General features: G+C 65.8%; 22 protein-coding genes. 7 read left to right on the forward strand and 15 right to left on the reverse strand.

The genetic code is table 11. The features are described from left to right. Positions 1 to 14 precede the first annotated feature (14 nt). Together B5X73_RS19955 and B5X73_RS19960 are read left to right on the forward strand one after the other, a co-directional pair. A complete protein-coding gene (locus B5X73_RS19955) occupies positions 15 to 752 on the forward strand; it encodes a peptidylprolyl isomerase (protein ID WP_079523041.1) in 738 nt (245 codons plus the stop codon). Further along, a complete protein-coding gene (locus B5X73_RS19960; protein WP_079523031.1) occupies positions 749 to 1,477 on the forward strand; it encodes a UDP-2,3-diacylglucosamine diphosphatase in 729 nt (242 codons plus the stop codon). Before B5X73_RS19955 ends, B5X73_RS19960 begins: the two co-directional genes overlap by 4 nt. Before the next feature lie 33 nt (positions 1,478 to 1,510). Here B5X73_RS19960 and B5X73_RS19965 read toward each other — a convergent pair whose 3' ends face one another. From B5X73_RS19965 to B5X73_RS19990, 6 genes are all read right to left on the reverse strand, one after another. After that, a complete protein-coding gene (locus B5X73_RS19965; protein WP_254857346.1) occupies positions 1,511 to 2,353 on the reverse strand; it encodes a ferritin-like domain-containing protein in 843 nt (280 codons plus the stop codon). A 6-nt stretch (positions 2,354 to 2,359) separates the two neighbouring features. Next, positions 2,360 to 3,838 (reverse strand): amidophosphoribosyltransferase, encoded by a 1,479-nt coding sequence (gene purF, locus B5X73_RS19970; protein ID WP_036111911.1) that lies wholly within the window; start codon positions 3,836 to 3,838, stop codon positions 2,360 to 2,362. A gap of 11 nt (positions 3,839 to 3,849) precedes the next feature. Continuing rightward, the gene (locus tag B5X73_RS19975; protein WP_036111908.1) at positions 3,850 to 4,485 is read right to left on the reverse strand and encodes a CvpA family protein; all 636 of its coding nucleotides are present in this window, start codon (positions 4,483 to 4,485) and stop codon (positions 3,850 to 3,852) included. Positions 4,486 to 4,524: 39 nt separating this feature from the next. Then, the gene (locus B5X73_RS19980; protein ID WP_079523032.1) at positions 4,525 to 5,586 is read right to left on the reverse strand and encodes an SPOR domain-containing protein; all 1,062 of its coding nucleotides are present in this window, start codon (positions 5,584 to 5,586) and stop codon (positions 4,525 to 4,527) included. Positions 5,587 to 5,673: 87 nt separating this feature from the next. Then, entirely contained in the window at positions 5,674 to 6,951 is a 1,278-nt protein-coding gene (gene folC / locus B5X73_RS19985) for a bifunctional tetrahydrofolate synthase/dihydrofolate synthase (protein ID WP_079523033.1), read from the reverse strand. After that, positions 6,948 to 7,574, reverse strand: a complete 627-nt coding sequence (locus B5X73_RS19990; RefSeq protein ID WP_079523034.1) for a GNAT family N-acetyltransferase — start codon at positions 7,572 to 7,574, stop codon at positions 6,948 to 6,950. Before B5X73_RS19990 ends, folC begins: the two co-directional genes overlap by 4 nt. An 84-nt stretch (positions 7,575 to 7,658) precedes the next feature. Here B5X73_RS19990 and B5X73_RS19995 point away from each other — a divergent pair, with 84 nt between their 5' ends. Next, the gene (locus tag B5X73_RS19995) at positions 7,659 to 8,714 is read left to right on the forward strand and encodes a sterol desaturase family protein (RefSeq protein WP_079523035.1); all 1,056 of its coding nucleotides are present in this window, start codon (positions 7,659 to 7,661) and stop codon (positions 8,712 to 8,714) included. Between the two features lie 61 nt (positions 8,715 to 8,775). Here B5X73_RS19995 and B5X73_RS20000 read toward each other — a convergent pair whose 3' ends face one another. The 6 genes from B5X73_RS20000 to miaA all read right to left on the reverse strand — a co-directional run bounded on the left by B5X73_RS20000 (position 8,776) and on the right by miaA (position 15,040). Continuing rightward, entirely contained in the window at positions 8,776 to 10,083 is a 1,308-nt protein-coding gene (locus B5X73_RS20000; RefSeq protein WP_036111897.1) for an adenylosuccinate synthase, read from the reverse strand. Positions 10,084 to 10,135: 52 nt separating this feature from the next. After that, entirely contained in the window at positions 10,136 to 11,005 is an 870-nt protein-coding gene (gene hflC / locus B5X73_RS20005; RefSeq protein ID WP_036111893.1) for a protease modulator HflC, read from the reverse strand. Then, on the reverse strand, positions 11,002 to 12,144 hold the full coding sequence (locus tag B5X73_RS20010; protein WP_052191338.1) for a protease modulator HflK: 1,143 nt from the start codon (positions 12,142 to 12,144) through the stop codon (positions 11,002 to 11,004). Before B5X73_RS20010 ends, hflC begins: the two co-directional genes overlap by 4 nt. 161 nt (positions 12,145 to 12,305) lie before the next feature. After that, the gene (hflX, locus tag B5X73_RS20015) at positions 12,306 to 13,613 is read right to left on the reverse strand and encodes a ribosome rescue GTPase HflX (RefSeq protein WP_043694853.1); all 1,308 of its coding nucleotides are present in this window, start codon (positions 13,611 to 13,613) and stop codon (positions 12,306 to 12,308) included. Positions 13,614 to 13,708: 95 nt separating this feature from the next. Beyond that, positions 13,709 to 13,969: an RNA chaperone Hfq gene (gene hfq, locus B5X73_RS20020; RefSeq protein WP_036111888.1), complete on the reverse strand. Its 261-nt coding sequence runs from the start codon at positions 13,967 to 13,969 to the stop codon at positions 13,709 to 13,711. A 90-nt stretch (positions 13,970 to 14,059) separates the two neighbouring features. After that, positions 14,060 to 15,040, reverse strand: coding sequence for a tRNA (adenosine(37)-N6)-dimethylallyltransferase MiaA (miaA, locus tag B5X73_RS20025; RefSeq protein WP_079523036.1), 981 nt, complete (start codon positions 15,038 to 15,040; stop codon positions 14,060 to 14,062). 80 nt (positions 15,041 to 15,120) lie between these two features. Here miaA and B5X73_RS20030 point away from each other — a divergent pair, with 80 nt between their 5' ends. Together B5X73_RS20030 and B5X73_RS21120 are read left to right on the forward strand one after the other, a co-directional pair. Then, a complete protein-coding gene (locus B5X73_RS20030; protein WP_079523037.1) occupies positions 15,121 to 16,104 on the forward strand; it encodes a hypothetical protein in 984 nt (327 codons plus the stop codon). 441 nt (positions 16,105 to 16,545) lie between these two features. Beyond that, positions 16,546 to 16,737, forward strand: coding sequence for a hypothetical protein (locus tag B5X73_RS21120; protein ID WP_217699799.1), 192 nt, complete (start codon positions 16,546 to 16,548; stop codon positions 16,735 to 16,737). A gap of 18 nt (positions 16,738 to 16,755) precedes the next feature. Here the strand turns inward: B5X73_RS21120 and B5X73_RS20035 are convergent, their stop codons facing one another. Then, positions 16,756 to 18,918, reverse strand: a complete 2,163-nt coding sequence (locus B5X73_RS20035; protein WP_079523038.1) for a S46 family peptidase — start codon at positions 18,916 to 18,918, stop codon at positions 16,756 to 16,758. Between the two features lie 83 nt (positions 18,919 to 19,001). Beyond that, positions 19,002 to 21,155, reverse strand: a complete 2,154-nt coding sequence (locus tag B5X73_RS20040; protein WP_079523039.1) for a S46 family peptidase — start codon at positions 21,153 to 21,155, stop codon at positions 19,002 to 19,004. Positions 21,156 to 21,324: 169 nt separating this feature from the next. Between B5X73_RS20040 and tdh the strand changes: the two genes are divergently transcribed. Continuing rightward, positions 21,325 to 22,347 (forward strand): L-threonine 3-dehydrogenase, encoded by a 1,023-nt coding sequence (tdh, locus tag B5X73_RS20045; RefSeq protein WP_043698085.1) that lies wholly within the window; start codon positions 21,325 to 21,327, stop codon positions 22,345 to 22,347. Then, positions 22,338 to 23,543 (forward strand): glycine C-acetyltransferase, encoded by a 1,206-nt coding sequence (gene kbl, locus B5X73_RS20050; RefSeq protein WP_176167904.1) that lies wholly within the window; start codon positions 22,338 to 22,340, stop codon positions 23,541 to 23,543. Before tdh ends, kbl begins: the two co-directional genes overlap by 10 nt. A gap of 51 nt (positions 23,544 to 23,594) precedes the next feature. On the opposite strand, the gene B5X73_RS20055 is transcribed toward kbl, so the two are convergent. After that, entirely contained in the window at positions 23,595 to 24,362 is a 768-nt protein-coding gene (locus B5X73_RS20055) for a pseudouridine synthase (protein ID WP_079523040.1), read from the reverse strand. Positions 24,363 to 24,710 lie beyond the last annotated feature (348 nt).

Genomic DNA, 24,710 nt, shown 5'->3' on the forward strand with positions numbered 1-24,710 from the left:
ACGACCGGTCACCCATGTTCAAAGCCGTCTTCGCCAGCGTCCTTCTCGCCCTGCCCGTCGCGGCGCTGGCTCAGCAGCCTGCCAAACCGTCGGCTCCGCCCACCGGCTCGGCGGAGCATCCCAGGGTCGTGATGCACACGACGCAAGGCGACTTCACACTCGAGCTGTACCCGGAAAAGGCGCCCAAGAGCGTCGCCAACTTCCTGCAGTACGTGCGTGACGGCTTCTACGACGGCACCGTTTTTCATCGCGTGGTTAACGGCTATCTGGTCCAGGGCGGCCTTTACAGCCGCGACCTGACCCAGCGTCGCACCCGCGCGGCCATTCCCAGCGAAGCCGACAACGGTCTGTCCAATCTGCGCGGCACCGTCGCCGTCGCCCGCGGTGCGGACGCCAATTCGGGGACATCGCAGTTCTTCGTCAACCTGGTCGACAACCGGCGGCTCGACTACGTCAGCAACCAGAGCGGCCTGACCTGGGGCTTCGCCGTGTTCGGCAAGATCGTGAGCGGCATGGACGTCGTCGACAAGATCGCCGGCCTGCCTACCCGGGCGCAGGGCCCCTTCGTCGGCGACGTGCCCAACCCGCTGGTGATCATCGATACGGCCAGCGTGGTGGGCGAGGAGAAAGCCGCCCCGGCCGCGTCGTCATCGGCTCCCGCCGCGCCGGCAGCCAAGCCTGCCGCCGCTGAGCCGGCCAGGCCCGCGACGAAGAAAACCGAAAAGAAGTCCGCAACGCCGAAGGCCGCATGAGCACGCTGTTCATCGCCGACCTGCATCTGGACGATGCACGCCCCGGTATCACTACTCTCTTCGAACAGTTTCTGGCGTCGGACGAAGCGCGATCGGCGTCGGCCTTCTACATCCTCGGCGATCTGGTCGAGGCATGGATTGGCGACGACGACGATGCCGGGCTCCCGGACCGCATCGCCAACGCCACCCGCGCGCTGCGCGACGCCGGTGTGCCCGTCTATTTCATGGCGGGCAATCGCGATTTCCTGCTGGGAGAGACCTTCGCCGCGCGTGCAGGCATGACCCTGCTCGAGGATGGCACCGTTCACGACATCGAAGGTACGCGGACGCTGTTGATGCACGGTGACGTGCTGTGCACCGACGACGTCGAATACCAGACGGTGCGTGCGCAGGTTCGTACGGAGGCGTGGAAGGCCCAGGTGCTGTCGATGCCGCTTGCCGCACGCCGTGCGTTCGCCGCGCAGGCGCGCAGCGACAGCAAGTCACGCACGGGGCGTATCGACGAGACGATCATGGACGTGAATCAGAACGCCGTCGAAAGCGCGATGCGCGACGCCGGCGTGCGTCGGCTCGTGCATGGGCATACGCATCGTCCCGCCGTTCACGACTTCACGCTCGATGGCGACGCCGCGCAGCGGATTGTGCTGGGCGACTGGTACGACCATGGGTCGGTGCTGGCGATCGATGGGGATCGCGTCGAACTCCGCGGCTTGTCTCTGGGTTGAATCGCCAACGGGGTTGGCTTCCAGCAGAGTCGGTCAGCTCAGCGTCGCCAGCCAGACCAGCTCGCTTTCGGAAAACCCCGCCGCTCGCCGCGCATCCAGATTGAACGGCCCGCGCAGCGACCCGTTCATGTAGTCATCGAGCAACCGGGCGAATGTCGCCTCCGGCTCGATACCGTCGCGCTCGCAGCACCAGTGAAACCAACGCGTGCCGGCAGCGACGTGCGCCACTTCCTCGCGAAGGATGACCTCGAGGATGGCGACGGTGCGTTCGTCCTGCTGCCGACGAAGACGCTCCATCATCCCCGGCGTGACGTCGAGCCCACGCGCTTCGAGCACACGCGGTACGAGAGCCATGCGCGCCGTATCGCTGTGCGCGGTCTTCTCCGCCATTTCCCACAAACCGTTGTGCGCGTCGAAATCGCCATAGGCGTAGCCGAGCTCGGCCAGACGACCCGACAGCATCGTGAAATGACGTGCCTCGTCGTTGGCGCAGGCCGCCCAGTCGCGGTAGTACGCGTCGGGTTTGCCACGAAAGCGATAGACCGCGTCCCAGGCGAGATCGATCGCATTGAACTCGATGTGCGCGATGGCGTGAACCAGCGCGGCGCGCCCTTCCGCGGAACCCAGGCCACGCTGTGAAAGCTCGCGCGACGGGACGAGGCGCGGACGCTCGGGACGCCCGGGCAGGCCGATGGGCAGCGGCGGCGGCGATCCCGCATCGGGACGCAGTTCACCGCGATCGAGCGCGGCGAACGTCTCGAAGCTGAGTCGCAACTTTTCCGCGGGGTCGGCGGCGTCAAGGCAGCGCCGCGCGGCCGCGTGCAGATCGTGGGCGTCGTTCATCGCGGGACTGGCGGCACGATCCCGTGCCGCCATCAGTCGTCAGGCGGTACGGCGTTCGTTCTTGGCCGAGTCCGAGCGCATCGCTTCCTGCTGCTCGAGGAAGCCCTCGTCCACGCCGGTCACGTACTCGCCCGAGAAGCACGACGTGTCGAACTGCTTGAGGTCTTCGTTGCCGTCGTTGACCGCCCAGACCAGGTCTTCCAGGTCCTGATAGATCAGCCAGTCGGCACCCAGCGCCTTCTCGACTTCCTCCACCGTACGGCCGGCGGCGACCAGCTCGGAAGCGGCCGGCATGTCGATGCCATAGATGTTCGGGTAACGCACGGGCGGCGCGGCGGATGCGAAATAGACGTTCTTCGCCCCGGCGTCGCGCGCCATCTGGATGATCTGGCGCGAAGTGGTACCGCGGACGATCGAGTCATCCACCAGCAGCACGTTCTTCTTGCGGAATTCGAGCTCGACCGTGTTGAGCTTGCGGCGCACGGATTTCACGCGCTCGCCCTGCCCCGGCATGATGAAGGTGCGGCCGATGTAGTGGTTCTTGACCAGGCCTTCGCGCATCGGCACGCCCAGCGCCTGCGCCAGCGAACTGGCCGCCGTGCGCGAGGTGTCGGGAATCGGGATGACCGCGTCGATGCCGTGATCCGGGCCGCGCTCGCGCAGGATCTTCTCGGCGAGTTTCTCGCCCATGCGCAGGCGCGCCTTGTAGACCGAGACGTCTTCGATCATCGAGTCCGGACGGGCCAGATAGACGTATTCGAAGATGCACGGGGCATGCACCGCGCCCTCGGCGCAACGCTGGGCGTGGAGTTCACCGCCCTCGGTGATGATGACGGCTTCGCCCGGCTCGATATCGCGCACGCGCTTGAAACCGAGCACGTCGAGCGCGACCGACTCGGAAGCGACCGCGTATTCGCGGCCTTCCGCCGAGACGCGCTCGCCGAGAACGAGCGGACGGATGCCGTTGGGGTCGCGGAAGGCGATCAGGCCGTAGCCCAGCACCAGGGCGATGCAGGCATAACCACCGCGCGCACGGGCGTGCACGTTGGTGATCGCCTTGAACACATGCTCCGGCGTGAGCGCGCCGCGGTCGTCGACCTGCAACTCGTGGGCGAGGACGTTGAGCAGCACCTCGGAGTCGGAGTCCGTGTCGATATGACGGCGGTCGTCTTCGAACATTTCCTTGCGCAGCGCCTCGGTGTTGACGAGGTTACCGTTGTGCGCGAAGGCGATGCCGTAAGGCGAATTCACGTAGAAAGGCTGCGCCTCCTCCGTGCCTTCGGAGCCGGCGGTGGGGTAACGGCAGTGGCCGATCCCGATACGGCCGCGCAGCTTGCTGACGCCGGCGGAGTTGAAGACATCGCGCACCAGGCCGTTGCCCTTGTGCAGGCGCAGGCGCGCGCCGTCCACGGTGGCGATACCGGCGGCATCCTGCCCGCGATGTTGCAGGACGGTCAGGCCGTCATACAGGGCCGATGCCACTTCCGTGGTACCGACGATGCCGATGATTCCGCACATGGTGTTGCCTTCTACTGAGTGGCCGTCGTGGTCGCGGCGGCAGGGTGAGCATTATCGTTCTTCGAGGCCTGCCCTGGCATCGTCAGGTCGCGAAGTTTCATCAGTTCATCCTTGCTCGGCAAGGAAACGTTGGGCATTTTCATGTCCTGCAGCGCCGCTGGCGGATGCAGGTACTGACGGACATTGGCCGGCACCTGCTGACCGAGCCATGCGGCAGGCGCGGCGAACTGCGGCAGCAGGGCCGATTCCCGCCAGATGGGTTCGTTCGGCAGCGGCGTGAAACCGAGCGCGAACACCACCAGGCTGACAATCAGCACGCCGCGCACGGCGCCGAACACCATGCCGAACAGCCGATCCGGTCCACCCACGCCGGTGCTGGCGACCAGTCGGGAAATCAGGAAGCGAAAGATCCCGCCCACGAGCAGGACCCCCATGAAACACACGCCGTAACCGATGCCGATCCGCGCCATCGGCAGCGAAATGCTGCTTTCGAGCCGCTGTGCGATAAGCGGCCCGAACGTCCACGCCGCCCAGAACGCGCAAACCCACACCACGAGTGACAACACCTCGGAAATGAGGCCGCGCACCAGGCCGATCAAGGCCGAGATGAACAGCACGCCGATGATGACGTAGTCCACCCAGCTCACCGGCCGCCCCCTGCTGTCGTTGTCATCCGGGAGTGCCCGTTACGGGGCCGGGACGATGACGCCATCGAGGCTGACCTTGGCCTTGATCTGATCTTTGAGACGCGCCGCATCGTCACGCTGCGTCTGCGGGCCAGCGCGCACGCGCCAGAGCTTCGCACCCGAGCTGGAGGCGACGCTGTCGATGTAGCCGGCGATGCCCGCGCCACGCAGCTTGTCGCGCAGTCGCGTGGCTTCCGCCTCGCTGCTGACCGCGGCGACCTGAACGGCGAAACCGCCGGCTCGTGGCGACGGGGTCGGCACAGCGGCCGGCACGGCGGCGGGTGCGGCGGGCGTGGGAGCGGCGGCAGCCCGCACCGGGGCGGGTGCGTCAGCCGTCTGCGTCTCCGGCCTGGAGGACAGCGACGCGGGAGCGCCCGGTACGGCGGCCGTGATCTTGAGACGAGCGGCCTCGGCGGCGGCGCGCGTCTCGAACGGGCCGGCGGAGACGCGCGTCAGCGCCTTGCCCGCCTGATTCGACGCGGATGTGCTGACCGGGTAACCCAGGGCCTTCACCTTCTGGACCAGGGCGTCGGCCTTGGCATGATCGGCGTAGGCACTGAGGTTGATCGTGTAGCTGCCACGCCCGGCCGTACCGGCGGGCAGGGCCTCGGCGGCAGGCGGCGGGGTCGCGGCCACCGGCTTCGGTGGCCGGGCGGCCGGCGCGGGAGCGGCCGGGGTGGTCGCGGGCTTGCTCGCTGGCGCGAAGTCTTCGGGCAGTGCATCGGCAGGCTTGCGCGAGGCGATGTCCACCGAAGCCAGCTTGCTTCCGCCACCCGGAGTGACCGCGGCGGGGCTGGGCGCGGGCGCGGGAGCAGCGACAGCCGACGGCGTGCCCGAAGCCGGGGCGCCGGCGGCGGGCTGCGAGCCGCTGGCGGACGCCGGCGAGCCATTCGGCGCCACATCGAGCGTACGGGTCTGCAGCTCGCGATCCGGGGCCGGCGGAATCTCGAGGCTGACCGTCTGGTCGGCGTCGGACTTCGGCGGCGCGCTGGAGAACATCATCGGCACGAACAGGACCAGCAACGCGATCAGTACCGCGGCACCCAGCAGGCGTGTTTTCAAGGAAGGCTCCATACGACCGGCGCAAAGCGAATCGCGGCGATTATAACCGGCAAAGGGGTGCCCCCGACGCCCTTCCCCGCGTGGCGTTCACCTCGCGGCGGCCAGGGCGACGCTCGCGACGAAGAATGAGCCGAACAACAGCACGATGTCCTCGTCACCCGCATCGGCTCGCGCCGCGGCCCAGGCCGCTTCCACGCTGGCGAAACTGGCGTGCATGGCCCCCGGCAAGGTCGCGACGAGGCTCGCGGCCAATGCGTCGGCTGTCAGCCCGCGAGGCGTATCGCGATCCAGTCCGGCGATATACCAGCGGTTGACGCGATCCCCCAGCGCCGCGATCACCCCATGGGTGTCCTTGTCCGACAGTGCGCCGTAGACAGCGAGCACCCTCACGGGACCCGACTGCGCGTCGATCCACTCGGCCAGCGCCCTGGCCGCCTGCGGATTGTGTCCGACATCGACCAGCGTCGCGGGTCGGTCGGCGATTTTCTGCAAGCGCCCCGGTACCCGCACACTGGCCAGCGCGTGGCGTATCGCTCCGGGCGGGACATCCCGCTCGGGGCCGAGTGAGTGAATGGCCGCGATGGCGGTGGCCGCGTTATCGATCTGGACCGGCGCATCCAGTGCAAGTGCCGGCAGATCCAGGACGGTGCCGTCGGCGTGGGTCCAGGTCCAGCCGCGTGTCCCGGCGTCCGGGTGCCGGCTGACCCGGAAGCTGTCGCCGGCGCGCATCACGCGCGCGCCGAGGCCTGCCAGGGCGGTGAGCAGGCCCTCGGGGGGTGCGTGCTCGCCCACGATCGCCGGGCGCCCGGCGCGGGCGATCCCCGCCTTTTCGCGGCCGATACTGTCGCGGTCCCCGCCCAGCCAGTCCTGGTGATCGAGATCGATCGTGGTGATTACCGCCACATCGGCGTCGATGATGTTCACGGCATCCAGTCGTCCGCCGAGCCCGACTTCGAGCACCGCGACATCCAGCGACGCGCGGGACATCAGGTCGATCGCCGCCAGCGTGCCGAACTCGAAGTACGTCTGCGGGATGGTGCCTCGCGCGCGTTCGATCCGCTCGAAAGAGGCGACGATGGCCTCGTCGTCGGCGTCGATGCCATCGATGCGGATGCGCTCGTTGTAGCGGATGAGATGCGGCGACGTGTAGCAACCCACGCGATAGCCGGCGGCACGGAGCATGCCCTCGATGAGAGCGACCGTCGAGCCTTTGCCGTTGGTGCCGCCCACGGTGATCACCTTCGGCGCGGGGCGCGGCGAGCCCATCGCGGTCCAGACGGCGCGGACGCGATCGAGTCCCAGTGCGATGTCACGCGGGTGCGTGCTTTCCTGATAGGTGAGCCAGTCGGCGAGCGAACGAGTCATTGGGAAACCTTTGCACGATCGAGTTCGCGCATCCAGAAATCGAGAGTGTGCGGTGTCGCGGTGTCATCGCCCCGCTCCTTCCACGAGAGCGTGCAGGACATGCCATCGACCGGTCCGTAGCCACGGCCCCGCCAGAACGCATCGTTGCCGCGATGGCCGTCTGGCGCACGCGGATCGGTCGCCTCGCGCCGGACCGAACAGAAGGCCGTCCAGCGAAATTCACCGACGGTGCGGGCATGCGCCTCACGAGCGTCGAAGAAGGCGTGCCCGATCCCGCGCCCGCGCCACGGCGACAGCAAAACGGACTCACCGAGATAGAAGACGTCCTCGAGCGGCATGCCACGCGCCAGGAAAGGCGTATGAAACGCCTCGCCATCATCGGCGAGCGGCACCCCGGTCGACGCACCGATCACCCGCCCCGACGCCTCGCGAGCCACGACGCACACACTGCGCGGCGACGCGGCGTACGAGGCAAGGTAGCCACGCTCGTAATCGCGGTCGCCCTCGTACAGATAGGGCCAGTCACGAAACACGGCGATACGGAGGCCGGCCAGCTCGTCCACGACCGGCAGGATGCCCTGCCCCACATGGACGTCGAGACGGATACCGGGAATGTCACGCATGCGGAAAGCCCGACGAAAGAGGCGTGAAGCTTAATGGCCGGATCGGCCGCGTGCACCTCCGCGGCACCGGCGAAGGTAGGCGGCATGTTCGCGCTTTGGTCCTCACTGGTCGACTGGACGAGTCTCCACGCTATCGTCCCGTTCCTGACCTTTCTCCATCTGAACGGCCTGGCCGGCGACCCGCGTGAGATCGCCGAGGCCATCCTCATCTCCATCCTGCAAGTGGCGATCATCGGCTTCCTGTTCCGTCCGCTGGAGTCGGTGATTCCGGCCGAGCGCTGGACGGACCGCAGGCTGACATGGGTCGACCGGCAGTACACGCTGATGATGCTGCTCGGCATCTTCCCGATGTTCAGCTATCTGGTCCTGACACCCATCGGCAATGCCTTCGGCGGTACGGACAACGGCCAGGCAGGCGACGACTCACTGCTGGGCATCACGCACTGGATCCCGGCACTCGACGGACATCCGCTTGCGCTGTTCCTGGTCTATTACGTCATCTACGACCTGGTCTATTACTGGATGCATCGCCTGCAGCACGCGCTACCCTGGTGGTGGGCGCTGCACAGCATGCACCACAGCACCCGACAGATGAGCTGCTGGACCAACGATCGCGGCAGCCTCGTCGACGGTTTTCTGCAGTCGATGGTACTGGCCGGTGTCGGCCTGGTGATCGGCGTGGCGCCGACCGATTTCGCCTGGCTGATGCTGCTGGGTGAGCTCGTGCAGAATTTTTCGCATGCGAATGTGCGCGTCCGCTTCGGGCCGGTGTTCGACCGGCTGTTCGTGTCACCGGTGTTCCATCGCCTGCATCACATGCTGGTGGATCCGGATCGGCCGACGCTGCATAACTGCAATTTCGGGCAGGTGTTTTCAGTGTGGGACGTGGTGTTTGGCACGGCCCTGTACGGCGAGCCGATCCGGCCGACCGGCGTGGGCGATCCGATGGTGGATGCCGATAACGGGAAGGGCCTCGTAGGGCTGCACTGGAACGCGTTCCGGCGGTTCTGGGGCGCCGTGCGTTGCAAGGCCGGATGGACGCTGGGCGATGTGGCGTTCGACGAGCGCTATCGGCCGGTGTCGGTGAAGGACATCGATCTGCATGCCCTGGAAGCGGGGCGCCCGGGCGAGCATCCGTAGCCGGCCACGAAAAACGCCAGCCTCACGGCTGGCGTTTTTCGTATCGCATCACTGCATCGGATCAGCAGTTGTCGGCACCGCCGAACGGATCGTCGAGGATGATCGTGTCATCGCGATCGGCGCCCGTGGCGACCAGCGCCAGCTTGCAGCCCGAGAGTTCCTCAACCGCGCGCAGGTAGGCGCGAGCGGCGGGCGGCAGCTTGTTCCAGTCGCGGATGCCCGCGGTGGACTCTTCCCAGCCCGGGAACTCGAGGTAGACCGGCTTGCACTCGGCCCAGCCGTCCGCGTCCAGCGGAGCGAGTTCGCGGCGCTTGCCGCGGTACTCGTACGCAATGCAGACCTTGATGCTTTCCAGGCCGTCGAGCACGTCGAGCTTGGTGATCGCCAGGCCGTCGATGCCGTTGATCTGCACGGCGCGCTTGAGCGCGACCAGATCGATCCAGCCGCAGCGACGCGGACGACCCGTGCTGGCGCCGAACTCGTTGCCCTTCTTGCGCAGCAGCTCGCCCATCTCGTCGTTGAGCTCGGTCGGGAACGGACCGCCGCCGACGCGCGTGGCGTAGGCCTTGCAGATACCGAGCACGTAATCGATGTCACGTGCGCCGACGCCGGTGCCGGCGAGCGCGCCGCCCACCGTCGTGTTCGACGAAGTGACGTACGGATAGGTGCCATGGTCGATGTCGAGCAGCGCGCCCTGCGCACCTTCGAACAGGATATTGCCGCCTTCCTTGCGCACGTCGTGCAGGATGGTGGCGACGTCGTCGACCATCGGACGCAGGTATTCGCCCCAGGTCAGGGCTTCGTCGAGGACGGTCTGGTAGTCGACCGGCTCGGCCTTAAGCCACTGGGTCAGCACGAAGTTGTGATACTCGACGGCGGCCTGCACTTTCTCCGGCAGCTCGTGCGGGTACATCAGATCGGCGACGCGGATGGAGCGGCGGGCGACCTTGTCCTCGTACGCGGGGCCGATGCCACGACCGGTCGTGCCGATGGCCTTGGCGCCGGAGGCGACTTCGCGCGCCTTATCGACGGCGATGTGGTACGGCATGATCAGCGGGGTGGCCGGCGAGATCTTCAGGCGCGGACGCACGTCGACGCCCTGGGCCTCGAGCTCGGCGACTTCGCTCATCAGCGCGGCCGGCGACAGCACGACGCCGTTACCGATCAGGCAGAGCGCGTCGTCGCGCAGGATGCCCGAGGGGATCAGGTGAAGGACGGTCTTCTTGCCCTTGATCACCAGCGTATGGCCGGCGTTGTGGCCACCCTGGAAACGTGCGACGGCACCGACGCGCTCGGTGAGAAGATCGACGATCTTGCCCTTGCCCTCGTCGCCCCATTGCGCGCCCAGAATAACGACTGACTTACCCATGTTGACGGTTCTCTCTAAGTGACGTTGCCCGGATGGGCGATGTGTATAGGGATCAGCGCTGACGGCCGGGGCCGTCGTTGAGATAGCGCAGGAATTCGGAATCGGGCTTGAGGACCAGCACGCCCTTGCCATCGGCGAACGACTTACGATAAGCCGCCAGGCTGCGATAGAAAGCGAAAAACTCGGGATCCTGGCTGTACGCCTGGGCGTAGATAGCGGCTGCCTGAGCGTCGCCATCACCCTTGACCTTGGTCGCGTCACGCTCCGCATCGGCCACCAGCACCGACTTCTGACGGTCGGCGTCGGCGCGGATCTTCGCCGCGCTTTCCTGGCCGGTATAACGGAGCTCGTTGGCCAGCTGCAGGCGCTCGGCGCGCATACGCTTGTAGACCGAGCCACTGACTTCGTCGGGCAGGTCGATGCGCTTGATGCGTACGTCGACCACCGAAATGCCGAGGTTCTGGCGTGCGGCGGCGTCGGTGTCCTTACGCACCTGGCCGGTGATGTCTTCACGGCCGCCGGCGATCAGGTCTTCCAGCTTGCGCGAGTTGAACTCGTGACGCAGGGCGTCCTTGACGATGGGCGTGAGGCGCTGGATCGCCTGGGTGTCGTCGCCCGACGTGGCGCGGTAATACGCCGCGTTATCGGCGATACGCCACTTCACGTAGAAGTCGACGTTGACGCTCTTCTTCTCGAGCGTGAAATAACGCTCGGGCTGGGCATCGAGCCCCAGAATGCGGTTATCGAAGCGCATGACCTGCTGCACGACGGGAATCTTGAAGTGCAGACCCGGCTGGTAATCCGCGCGGACGATACGGCCGAACTGCAACAGCAAGGCGTTTTCGCCTTCCCTGACGACAAAGGCGCTGTTGAAGCCCAGCAGGACGATGAGGACGACGATGAGGCCGGAAACGATCTTCACTGGGCGCTCCCCTGCTGCGGCTGGTTCGGCGTCGGGTTGGCGTCGGTGGTGGCCGACTGCACGACGGTACCGACACCGGGTACGTTGCGAATCGAGCTGTTCGGCGCTTCCACCGGCAACTGGATGATGTTCTTGCCGTTGCTGCCGTCGACGATCTTGGGATTGCCTGCCATGACCTCTTCGACCGTTTCCAGCCACAGGCGGCGGCGCGTCACTTCGGGAGCGGCGCGGTATTCCTTGAGCAACAGATTGAAGCGCTCGGCCTCGCCGTTGGCGCGTGCGATGCGCTCCACGCGATCGCCTTCCGCGACGGCCGAGATACGACCGGCGTCGCCACGGGCCAGTGGCACGACGCGGCTCTCGTAGGCGCGGGCGTTGTTCTCTTCGCTCTGCTTGTCTTCGCGCGCGGCGTTGACGTCGTCGAAGGCGTCCTTCACTTCCTTGGGCGGCGAAACGTTCTGGAAGCTGACCCCCGTCACCAGTATGCCGGCGTCGTACTTGTCGAGCGTGGCCTGGAGGATGTCGCGGGTCTGCTGCTGCAGCGTCTCCTTCGCGGCGGGCGCGACACCGGCGGCCGGCGCCTGATCCGGCGCCGGCGTGTCGACGCCCGGCGTGGTCAGGATGTTATCCATGATGTTGGCGCCGACCACGGAACGCACGGCCGCCTCGGCCGCGTTGTGGATGGTGTTTTCTTCGCGATCAGCGTTCGAATACAGGAACTTGCGCGCATCGGAGACCTGATACTGCACGTTGAAGTCGATCGCGATGATGTTCTCGTCCCGCGTCAGCATCGACACGTTGTCCGAGACCGAGCGGATCTGGGTCGTCTCGACCTTGGTCACCGTCTCGACCGGGCTGGGCGCCTTCAGATGAAAGCCGGGCGGCAGAATGCGCGAGAACTGGCCGAAGCGCAGCACCACGCCGACCTGACGCGCATCGATGACCGTGTAGCTGCTGACCAGCAGCCAGGCCACGATGAACACCAGCACGATGGCGGTCACGCCGCCGCTGCCGGCGCCGAACTTGCCAAAGCGTGCCTTCAGGCTCTTCAGCGCACCGTCGAGATCGGGCTTCCGCCCGCTCGACCGGTTGCGGTTCCAGGGATCCTTCTGGCCGTTACCGGGTTCGTTCCAAGCCATGGGCGACAGTCTCCTTCGGGGACCGAGGGTGGGCGGCTGGCAAGCCATGAGGTGGCCCGGGCGGCGGGGAAGCGGCGCCGGGCACGCGAAGGCCCGTCGCCACGCCGATCGGGCACGCAAACGACGTGAATTCTATCAGATAGGGTAAGGCGGGTGCTCGCTCAGAACGCGGGATGCGGCGGATCGATCAGCTCGCGGAGCGGCCCGGCATGCACATCGTCGCCCAGCAACGGCGCCAGAACGGATCGCGGCGCGTCGATATCCAGATGCCAGCCATGCTCGTCGATGGCCTCGCCGGCAATCGCGCCCGCCGCCTTGAGGCGGGCATGCAGCCGGCCCGCCGTGAGCGGAAGCTCAAGACCCGTGCGGATGCGGTCGCCGCCGAGCAGTTCGCCCAACGCCTCGCGCAGCCCTTCGATACCCTGTCCCGTGGCGGCGGAGAGCCAGACCTGACGCGGCTTGCCGTCGTCCCCGCGATCAACCCGTGGCTCGACGTCGATCAGGTCGACCTTGTTCATCACCGAGAGCTGGGGCACATCCCCCGCCCCGATCTCGTCCAGCACCTCGTCGACGACGCGACGGAGCAGCTCGCGCTCTTCGTCCGCGGCGTCGCTGAGGTGAATGAGCAGGTCGGCGTCGCGCGCCTCGGCCAGCGTGGCGCGGAAAGCCGCCACGAGGTCATGCGGGAGCTCGCGGATGAAACCCACCGTGTCGGCGATCACCGCAGGCCCGCACGCGAGGCCGTCGATCTTGCGCACCGTGGGGTCCAGCGTGGCGAACAGCTGATCCGCCGCGTAGACGCCCCCGGTGGTCAGCGCGTTGAACAGCGTGGATTTGCCGGCGTTGGTATAGCCCACCAGGGCGACCCGGGGCACCGTATTTCGCAGCCGCGAGCGGCGCTGCTGGTCGCGCTGGGTCCCTACTTTCTCGAGACGCTTGCTCAGCATCTTCACGCGCTCGGCCAGCAGCCGGCGATCGGTCTCGAGCTGGGTTTCACCCGGGCCGCGGTTGCCGATGGCACCGCCACGCTGGGCGTCAAGATGGGTCCAGCCCCGGACCAGCCGGGTCGCCAGATGCTTGAGCTGAGCCAGCTCGACCTCGAGCTTGCCTTCGTGGGAGCGGGCACGCTGGGCGAAGATGTCCAGGATCAGGCCGGCGCGGTCGACCACGCGGGTCTGCAGCTGTTTTTCGAGGTTGCGCTCCTGCACCGGGGTCAGCTCGTGGTCGACGAGGACCACGTCCGCCTCCAGCGCGCGCACGGCTTCGGCGACCTCTTCGGCCTTACCGGTACCGATATAGAAACGGGGGTTGGGCTTCTCTACGCGGGCGGAGATGGTCGCAAGGACCTCGGCACCGGCGGAAGCCACCAGCTCGGCGAATTCCTCGCCGCGACGAATGGCGTCGCCTTCGCCGCGGGAATGCGGCAGCACCAGCACCGCGCGATCGCCTTTCTTTTGCCTGTCGAACACTTAGGGGGATGACCTCATCAAAAAAGGAAGGGGTGCGCGTACCCCAAGGATACGCGCACCCGCTCTTTTACATATGGGTCGCCGACGGGGGCCCCTCAACCCTCGACGTCGCCCGCACCGGCTTCCGCGTGGTTCTCGTGGCCACCAACCCGCACGTTGCGGCTGGGCACGACCGTAGAGATGGCGTGCTTGTACACCATCTGGCTCACCTGATTGCGCAGCAGCACCACGAACTGGTCGAAGGACTCGATCGTGCCCTGCAGCTTGATGCCGTTCACCAGATAGATGGCGACCGGCACGCGTTCGCGACGAAGCGCATTGAGAAACGGATCCTGCAACGATTGCCCTTTGGACATTTCTTCTTCTCCCCTACGCCTTCGTACGGGACCGGGTAAAAAGAACGCCTGACGGCGCCCCGGTCCAAGTGATTTGAATCTTAACTGCTTTTAAATACCGGCTGGAAGCGCCGTGCGTGAAGCCCGCGGCACCCCCAGGAACTGCTGAAGTGCCACGTCGGCCCCCGGCAGCGGATCCCCCCGGTCCGGGTCGAACGTGCGTGCGTCGAGCTCGCCGCGCAACCAGGTGATCTGGCGCTTGGCGAGTTGCCGCGTTGCATAGATACCACGGTCGCGGAAGTTCGTGGCGTCTCCCTGACCATCGAGGTACTCCCAGGCCTGGCGGTAACCCACCGCACGGATGGCCGGAAGCTCGGCATGCAGGTCGCCGCGGGCGCGGAGTCGCTTCACTTCATCGAGAAAACCACCGGCGATCATGGTGTCGAAGCGGGCGGCTATCCGCTCGTGAAGCAGCTTGCGGTCATCCGGCAGCAACGCCAGCTTGAGCACCCGCCAGGGAAACGGCTCGCGGCTACCGCCCTGCTGGAGCTCGGTGAGTGTCCGGCCGGTCAGCTCCATGACCTCGAGGGCGCGCTGGACGCGCTGGGCATCGCCCGGCCGGATACGTGCACCGGCCACCGGGTCGCGTTCGGCCATCCGCTCGTGCATGGTGGCCCAGCCGACCCGCGCCGCCTCGGCGCCGATCCGCTCCCGCACGGCCGGATCGGCCTCGGGCAGATCCGACAGCCCCTGCTGCAGCGCCCGGAAGTAAAGTCCCGTGCCGCCGACGAGCAGCGGCACCCTGCCCGCCTTTCGCACCCGGTCCATCGCCGCCAGGGCGTCGGAGCGAAAGTCTGCCGCGGAATACGGCTGAGCCGGATCGCGAATGTCGACGAGCTCGTGCGGGTAACGCGCCAGCGTCGCCGCGTCGGGTTTCGCCGAACCGATATCCAGCCCTCGGTAGACCAGGGCCGAATCGACGCTGATCACGCCCATCGGGTAGCGGTCGGCCAGCGAACAGGCAAGCGCCGTCTTGCCCGAGGCGGTCGGGCCCATCAGAAAAACGGCGAGAGGACGGTTATCGAGGGTCATGCCAGGGTACGACGAAGCAAACGATCGCAAGGGTACCGCAGCCGGTAAGATCGGCGGGCACTCAAAGGGAGAACGGAAGCATGTTGCGTGTTGCGCTGGCGCTTGCCGCCATGATGGGGGTTATCACTGCGGCGGATGCCGCGACGGTTGTGCCCACAACATATGAAGCCGGCCATTTTGTTGCCACACCCACGCTGGCCGACGGAACAAAGCTCCGCTTGCTGGCGGACACGGGCGGCGGCGGCGTCAGTTATTGGTTGCTCAAGGACGTCGCCACCCGCCTGGGCCTGAAACCCATCAGTTGTCCTTCGGCCCCCGACGCGGCGCTGGTGATGCCTCCGGTCTATGCGCCAGGGCAGGGCCTTCCCCGGCCCACCAGGTATTGTGGCGGCGTGGGGGCCATCGCTCCAGAGGATGGCCGCCTCGGGTACGACGGCATGATCGGCTCATCGTTCTTCCCCGAATACGTGTGGACATTCGACTACCCGGCAGAAACGCTGACGATCCATGGAGCTGACTGGAAGCCCGCCCGGGACGCACACCCGTTAGTCATGGGACTGCCTGCCCGAAGGAAGGGCGCCGTCTACCAGGCCTTCCCGCGAGTGACCATCGGTGTCCCGGGCGAAACCGTGGATCTGCTCCTCGATACGGGAGCTACAGCCCACCCGACAAAGAAAGGTCTTGCGGAAATGCACACGCCTGTCGTCAATGGCGAAGGGGTGACCAGCTACGTCGATCATCTGGTTTTCGAGGCCTGGCACGATAGCCACCCTGACTGGCCAGTCGTCGCCGGCGCCGATGATCTGTTCGGCCCCAAGCAAACCACGCGCGCCATCCGCGTCCCCGAGATCACGATCGGCTCCTTTATCGTAGGCCCCATCTGGTTCACGGAACGCCCGGACAGCGCGTTCACGTGGATGTCCGACATGATGGACGGGCCCGTTCATGGCGCACTCGGCGGAAACGCGCTCTCGCCGTTTCGCATGACCCTGGACTACGGCAACAGAACCGCATGGCTCGAGTGCATCGGGCGATGCAAGGCGTCGCCACCGGCTGTTTATTGACCAGCGCAAGACAAGTGACTGTCGCGCAACACCAAACCCGACTTATCCACACGGTTATGCATGCGGTATCCACATTGGCTGTGGATATCGCGAGTGGCTTCCGGCGGCGGTGAGCAACGATTGACCAGCACAACCCAAGTCGTTGCTATGTAAGCCTGAATCAGACTTGTCCACACGGTTATGCAGTCGGTATCCACACAGGGTGTGGATAAGACTGCATTGAGAATCGGGAACATCCGACCTGGCTTTCTTCGCAGGGTGGGCCAGGCTCCTCAACCAGGCATCAGCACCTCAGACGAAAAAGCAGCATCGACGGTGGAGCACTGAGCACCGCGCTGATCATTAAGTGATCAGACAAACCGAAGTGTTTGTCGGCAAAGCGATATGCCGACTTATCCACACGGTTATGCAACCCGTATCCACATACCCTGTGGACAACCCATGCCGCCCCCGTCCCCAAAGAAAGCCGAGACCGGAAGCATGTCACCCGACGAGCTGGAAAAAGTCCGCGCCGAGATCGGCAAGCTCATGGCCGAGACCGCGAAGATCAACGCTGAGGCACGGTGGTATCCCTTCGTTACAGCGGCGGGTGTTTTCGCAGCGGCTCTCCGGCTGCTGAAGCTTCTCGCCTGAAGCGACGAACCGCCGACGTCACTTCGCCGGCACGCCCATCTCCTTCAGCAGATTGTCGGCATGGTCCAGGTGATGCATCACCCACAGCATGTAGCGCACATCCACCTGGATGGAGCGATTGAGTTTCGGGTTGAACAGCCAGTCGCCACTTACCGACTCCCAGTTACCGTCGAACGCGAGGCCCACGAGCTGGCCCTTTGCATCCAGTGACGGCGAACCCGAGTTACCACCGGTGATGTCGAGGTCCGCGAGAAAGTCGACGGGTAGCGTGCCCAGTTTTTTCGACGCGTAGCCGTCGTAGGCCTTTGCCCTGATCGCGTCGGTCTCAGCCTTGGGCGCATTGAACGGTTCGATACCCGTATCCTTCTGCACGATGCCCTCGGCGGTGGTGAACGGCGCGTAGCTCACGCCGTCGCGCGGCGCGACGCCCTGCACATTGCCGAAGGTGACGCGAAGCGAGCTGTTGGCATCGGGATACACCGGCAGGCCCTGCGATTCCTTCCACGCGATGATCGCCTGCATGTAGCGCGGACGAAGCTTCGCCAGTTCACCGTCGCGGGCATCGTCCTGATCCTGAATCGCCTTCAGTTCCGGCAGCAGGGCATGCGCCAGCTTGAGCATGCTGTCGTCGCTGGCGGCGACGGCCTTCGCATCGGCCTTGAACCATTTCATCCGCTCTGCGGTGTCGCCCAGCTTGCTGCCCTTGTAGAGCGAAGCGACCTTCGCCTGGATGGCCGGTCGCGTGTTCGCGCCAGCGAGCCAGGTGTCGAGACCGGCGAGATGCTGATCCTTCGGCAGCGCGGCATAACGGACGAGGGCGTTCGTCAGCAGATCCTGATCGGTCTGCGCGTCGTAGCGACGCTCCATCTGCTTCAGCGCGCCTTCGATACGCACCTCGTCACGCTGCTGGAAGCCAGCCTCACGCTCCATGTCCGGCTTGGCGCGCTCCTCGGCGAGGCGCGCAAGACGCACGCCTGCGGAAAACAGCTGTGTCCGCTGGATCAGCATCAGGTCGAGATCGCGCTCGCGCGTGGCCTGATATTCGGTGAGTTTTGCCTTGAGCTGGGCGATGTCGCCGGCGAGGGCCTGATTTTCCGCGCCGCCCTGCTTTGCGAGCCAGGCGGTGAGATCGGCTTCCTGCTTGCGCTTCACTGCCACCGCGTCCGCACGACGCAGGCCCTCGAGCTGGCCGCCAAAATTTTTCAGATAATTGTTGAGGCCAGCGACGAGACTGGCGTACTTCACCGTGACCTCGGGATCGCGCTTGCCATTGGTGGCGATCGTGTCGAGCTGCTCCTGATACAGCTTGATCTGCGTCGGGTAGCTCCAGTCGATGGCACTCTGCACCTCCTGGGCCAGCCGATAACGGTTGGTACGACCCGGGTAGCCGACGACCATCACGTAGTCGCCCTCCTCCACACCCTGCGGATTCACCTTGATCACGTGCTTCGGGTGATAGGGCACGTTGTCCTTCGAATACGTGGCCGACTTACCGTCCTTCGACACATACGCACGCAGGTAGCTGAAGTCGCCGGTGTGGCGCGGCCACATCCAGTTGTCGACGTCACCGCCGAACTTGCCGATGGACTCGGGCGGCGCGTAAACCAGGCGTACGTCCTTGATCTCGAGCTGTCTGATCAGCTGATAGCTGTAGCCGCCGTGGAAGGTGTAGACGTCGCAGCGGTAGCCGTCGGTCTCGCACGCCTTCACCAGCTCCTTCTTCGCGCGGTCGATCGCGTCGTAGCGCTGCTGGCCGGTCATCGTCGCCGTCAGCTTGCCGGTGACGTCCTTCGTGACATCCCGGATCTCCTCGGTGACGAAGACGCGCATGTCGGGCGAGCCCGGCAGCTCTTCGCCGAAGTTCTTCGCCAGGAAGCCCTGCTCGATGAGGTTCTTGTCCCTGGTCGAGTTGTACTGGAGCGCGCCGTAACCACAGTGATGGTTGGTCACGACCAGGCCGTCCGTCGACACGAACGACGCCGTGCAGCCGCCGAGACTGACGATGGCGCCCATCGGATAAGCGGTCAGATCCGTCAGCGAGGCCGGATCGAGCTTGAGCCCGTGCTGCCTGAGGGTGCCTGCGATCTTCGGCAGCTGGGCAGGCTGCCACATGCCTTCGACGGCGTGCGCGGCGGGGACGAGACCGGCCGCGAGGGCGGCAGCAAGGGCGAGACGACGCATGAGGTGATGCTCCCTGAAGTTGTTATAAAGTAACAATGAACGAGACGACTTCCGGCGGTACGTGCCGGAGGTCATGGAACGCCTTACTTCGCGGGAACGCCGAGTTCACGCAGCAGGGCGTGCGACGGATAGACCTTGTCCATCAGCCAGCGCATGTAGCGCATGTCCACATGGATGGCCCGCTTGTAGCGGGGGTCGTACATCCAGCTGGCGCTGACGGCCTCCCAGTTGCTGTCGAAGTTGAGGCCGACGAGTTCGCCCCTGGCGTTAAGCACTGGCGAGCCCGAGTTACCGCCGGTCGTATCCAGGTTGCTGAGGAAGTCCACAGGCATCGCGCCGGTCTTCGCATCGGTGTAGCCCGCGAAGTCGCCTTTGTGGATCGCATCGATCAGCGGTACGGGCGCATCGAACGGGAACGCCCCCGTGTTCTTCTCGACGATGCCCTGCACCGTGGTCAGTGGCGCGTAGCTGACCGCGTCGCGTGCGGCCAGTGGCGTGACCTTGCCGTAGCTGACACGCAGCGTGGAGTTCGCGTCGGGATAGACCGCCTTACCCTGCTTTTCGCGGTAAGCGATCAGCGCCTGCATGTAAGCCGGGCGCAGGCGAAGCAGATCGCCCTCCCGCGCCTTCTTTTCTTCCTCGATGCGCAGCAGCGCAGGCCGAAGCGTGCGGGCGGCGACCAGCAGGGCGTCGTTGCTTTTCGCAACGTCGGCAGGCGCGGCGGCGAACAGACGCGTGCGTTCCGCCTCGTCGGCGAACGTCGTCGCGCCGTAGATGCCGTCGAGCGCCCTGGTCAGCTCGGCCGGTGTACGACCGAACACCTTATCGACTTCCGGCAGACGCTGCGCGTCCGGCAACCGCTGGTAGCGCGTGAGCACCGAGGTCACCAGCGCTTTCTCCACGCGCGGGTCGTAGCGGCGCTGAATCTGTGTCAGCTGACTCTGGATCAGTTCCTCGTCGCGTTTCTGGTAGCCGGATTCACGCTCGGCGTCGGCCTTGAGGCGCTCCACCGACAGACGATCGATCGACAGCGCGCCGCGCATCAGCTGGGTCTGCGACGTCAGGAGGCCCACGAGCAGGTCGCGGTCGCGCACGTCCTTGCCCTGCGCGATCAGTGCCATGGCCTGATCGATCGACGGTTTGAGCGCAGCGGCGTCGGACTGGGTCGCCAGCCACACCAGCATTGCTGCCTCGTCCTCACGGCGAACCGCCACGGCGTCGCTGCGCTTCAGACCTTCCAGCTCACCGCTGAACCGTTTGATGTTGTTTTTGAGCGACTGCAGCTGCGAGGCGTACCGGATACCGGCCTCCTTGTCCGCCTTGCCCTGGGCCTCGATCACCTCCTGCAAGCCCTTGAGCACGGCGACCGACGTCGGCAGGCGCCACTCGATCTGGTCCGCGAACTCCGCCGCCGTGCGATGACGGTAGGTGGTGCCCGGGTAACCGGCCAACATGACGAAGTCGCCCTCGGCCACGCCTTCCGTCGCCAGCTTCAGATGCGACGGCGGGTGATAGGGCACGTTGTCCGGTGAGAAGTCGGCCGGCTTGCCGTCCTTGCCGACATAGGCGCGGAGGATGGTGAAGTCACCCGCGTGGCGCGGCCAGACGAAGTTGTCGATCTCGTCGCCGTAGTTACCGATCGCCCGGGGCGGTGCATACACCAGACGGATGTCGCGCAGTTCCAGCTGACGCACCAGGTAGAAGTCGCGACCGTAGAACATGTTGGCGACACTGCACCGGATGCCGGGCTCCTTCTCGCACTCCGCGACCAGTGCCTTGCTCGCCGCATCGACGGCATCGTAGTAAGCCCTTCCCGTCTTGCCTCTCGCGTCCGCCAGGATGCGGTCGGTGACCTTGTCGAAACCTACGGTCACGCGCAGGCGGTAATCCGGGTTGGCCGGCAGCTCGCCAGCGCGGTCCGGCGCCACGAAGCCCTCGTTGATGAGATCGCGGTCCGGCCGGGTGTTGTACTGGATGACACCGAAGGCGACGTGGTGATTGGTCACCACGAGACCATCGGATGACACGAACGAGCCCGTGCCACCGCCAATGCGGACGACCGCATTCAGGGGCGCTTTCGTCAGGTCGGCCAGGTCCTTGGGATCGCCCCGGAAGCCGGCATCCTTGAGATTCTTCGCAATCGAAGGCAGCTGCGACGGCAGCCACATGCCTTCGTCGGCCTTCGCATCCAGCGCCAGCGCCATGGCGGCTCCCAGCATCATCGATCGGATTCGCATTTTCGTTGCCCCTGTCGGTCTTGCAAAGCGGTCCCGACCATAGAGGCCCCGGGCCCTCGCTGGCAATGCCGCGCCGCATCACGAACCGGGGATGGACGGGCCTATAATGGCGGTTTGGTCCAGCCCCGGACCTTCCCCGCACGGAACCTTTGAGCCCATGCAGCAGACGATGAAAGCGCTCGTGAAGCGTAAGCCCGAGCAAGGCATCTGGATGGAAGAAGTGCCGGTGCCGCAGGTCGGCCCGAACGAAGTCCTGATCAAGATCGAAAAGACAGCCATCTGCGGAACGGACCTGCACATCTACAAGTGGGACGAGTGGTCCCAGCGCACCATCACGCCGGGCCTCACCATCGGCCACGAGTTCGTCGGTCGCATCGCCGAGATCGGCCCGGGCGTCACCGGCTACAACATCGGCGACCGCGTCTCGGCCGAAGGCCACATCGTCTGCGGCCATTGCCGCAACTGTCGCGCCGGCCGTCAGCACCTGTGCCCGAACACCACGGGCATCGGCGTGAACCGCAACGGTGCCTTCGCCGAATACATGACCATGCCGGCGTCCAACCTGTGGCCGATCCCGGACCAGATTCCGTCCGAGCTGGCCGCCTTCTTCGACCCGTATGGCAACGCCGCGCACTGCGCACTCGAGTTCGACCTGATCGGTGAAGATGTCCTGATCACCGGCGCCGGTCCGATCGGCATCATCGCCGCAGGCATCGCCAAGCACGTCGGTGCGCGCAACGTGGTCGTCACCGATGTCAACGACTACCGCCTGAAGCTCGCCGCCGACATGGGCGCCACGCGCGTGGTCAACGTGTCCAAGCAGTCGCTCAAGGACACCGTGAAAGACCTGCACATCGAAGGCTTCGACGTAGGTCTGGAGATGAGCGGCAACCCCCGCGCCTTCGGCGATATGCTCGACTGCATGTACCACGGCGGCAAGATCGCCATGCTCGGCATCATGCCGCGTGGCGCCGGGATCGACTGGGACAAGGTCATCTTCAAGGGGCTCACCCTGCAGGGCATCTACGGCCGGAAGATGTACGAGACCTGGTACAAGATGACCCAGATGGTGCTCACCGGCTTCCCGTTGCAGAAGGTGCTGACGCATCAGATCGCGATCGACGATTTCCAGAAGGGCTTCGACCTGATGGACGCCGGTCACTGCGGCAAGGTGGTCTGCTCATGGACGTGACCTACCCCGGCCAGACCCGTTTCGCCAGCGAGCTCGACGCCATCCGCGAACAGGGCTTGTTCAAGAAAGAGCGCATCATCGTCTCGCCGCAGTCGGCCGAGATCGAACTGGAAGGTGGCCGCAAGGTCCTCAATTTCTGTGCGAACAACTACCTCGGCCTGGCCGATCACCCCGACGTGATCCAGGCGGCCAAGGACGCGCTCGACACGCACGGCTTCGGCATGGCCAGTGTGCGCTTCATCTGCGGCACGCAGGATCTGCACAAGGAACTGGAGGCGAAGATCGCCACGTTCTTCGGCAAGGAGGACACGATCCTCTACGCCGCCTGCTTCGACGCCAACGGCGGTCTGTTCGAGCCGCTGCTGGGCGAGGAAGACGCGGTCATTTCCGACTCGCTCAACCACGCCTCGATCATCGATGGCATCCGCCTGTGCAAGGCAAAGCGTTTCCGCTACGCCAACTGCGACATGGCCGATCTCGAAGCCCAGCTGCAGGCCGCCGATGCGGCGGGCGCACGCACCAAGCTGATCACCACCGACGGCGCGTTTTCGATGGACGGCTTCGTCGCCCCGCTGGCCGAGATCACCGCGCTGGCGAAGAAGTACGACGCGCTGGTCCACATCGACGAGTGCCACTGCACCGGCTTCCTGGGCGATACCGGCCGCGGCTCGGCCGAACTGCACGGCGTGCTCGACAAGATCGACATCATCACCGGCACGCTGGGCAAGGCACTCGGTGGCGCCCTGGGCGGTTTCACCACCGGCCGCCGTGAAGTCATCGAACTGCTGCGCCAGCGCTCGCGTCCGTACCTGTTCTCCAACTCGTTGCCGCCGCACGTCGTCGCAGCCGGTACCAAGGTCTTCGACATGCTGGATGCCGCCGGCGACCTGCGCGAGAAAGTGAAGGAGAACACCCGCTATTTCCGCGAGAAGATGACCGAAGCCGGTTTCGACATCCGCCCGGGTCAGCACCCGATCGTACCGGTGATGATTTACGACGCGAAGCAGGCGCAGGCCATGGCTACCGAGTTGCTCGAGGAAGGCATCTACGTCACGGGCTTCTTCTTCCCCGTCGTGCCGCAAGGCAAGGCACGTATCCGCACGCAGATGAGCGCGGCGCATACACGGGAACATCTGGACCACGCGATCGCGGCGTTCACCCGGGTGGGAAAGAAGCTGGGCGTGTTGAAGGGCTGAGGGTCTTCCTCACACCGGTGAGAGCCAGCCCGCTAACGAAGGGCGCTGGCCTCACCGCCTCCGCAGGCCGGACACCTCAGCCTCACTCAAATGCCGCCACTGCCCCTTGGCCAGTTCGCCAAGGGGCAAGTCACCGATCGCCACCCGCACCAGTCGCTGCACCTCGAACCCCAGCGCCGCCATCAACCGGCGGATATGCCGGTTGCGTCCCTCGTCGAGCGTGACCTCGAGCCAGGCCGTCTTCTCGCCCTGCCGCAGCAACGCCGCCGCACCCGCACGCAGCGGCTCGCCTTCATCGATGACGCCACCGAGCATCGCCGCGATGGTCGACTCGTCCGGTTGTCCCGCCACCTGCACGTGATAGGTCTTCGGCACGTGCGTCGCCGGCTCGGTGATCCCAGCCGCCCAGACGGTGTCGTTCGACAGCAGCAGCAAGCCTTCGCTCGCCTTGTCGAGCCGACCCACCGGCCCGACCCAGGGCAACCCGGCACCTTCGAGCAGCCCATAGACCGTATCCCGCCCGCGATCGTCGGATGCGGAGACCACCACGCCTCGGGGTTTGTTCATGACGAGATACACCGGCGCGGCGGCGACCGCCCCCGCACCATCCAGCTCGATCCGCTCGCTCCCCGTGATCCGGAATTCGGGATCGCGCACGATCTTTCCATCCACTTTAACCCGCCCCTCGCGCGCGGCCTTTTCCGCCTGGCTACGTGAGCAGACACCGCGTTTGGACAACACGCGAGCGACCCCGAAGGTGGGCTGAGATGGCCGTCTGGCGCGCAGCGGCGACGGCGTTCTGACAGGAGGGCGAGGCATATGCCTAGGATAGTGGAAGCGGTTCTTCTGGCGGGCGGATGTCCTTGGGGGGGGGCTCGGCTTGCGCCGTCGCGTTTAGCTTTGTCGCAGCGTGTGGTGTCGCGTTGGAGAGCCGGCGGGTGCCACCCTCGCGTCCACGCCTGCGGCGACCCCTCAGGGAAGGGCCGCTCCGCGGCCGTATTTCAATGGCCTTCGGCCGGGTCGGGCTCCGACTGGGGGTTTTCGAGTCGGCTGTCCCTGCCTCCCCGAAAACGGCCGGTCATCCCTGACCGGCCCCCTGCGGGCCTCTTCCAGTCGGAGCCCTCGCCTGCGGCTACCGGACGCGAGGGTGGCACCCGCCGGCTCTTT

The sequence above is a fragment of the Luteibacter sp. 22Crub2.1 genome (assembly GCF_900167995.1).
Lineage (GTDB): Bacteria > Pseudomonadota > Gammaproteobacteria > Xanthomonadales > Rhodanobacteraceae > Luteibacter > Luteibacter mycovicinus.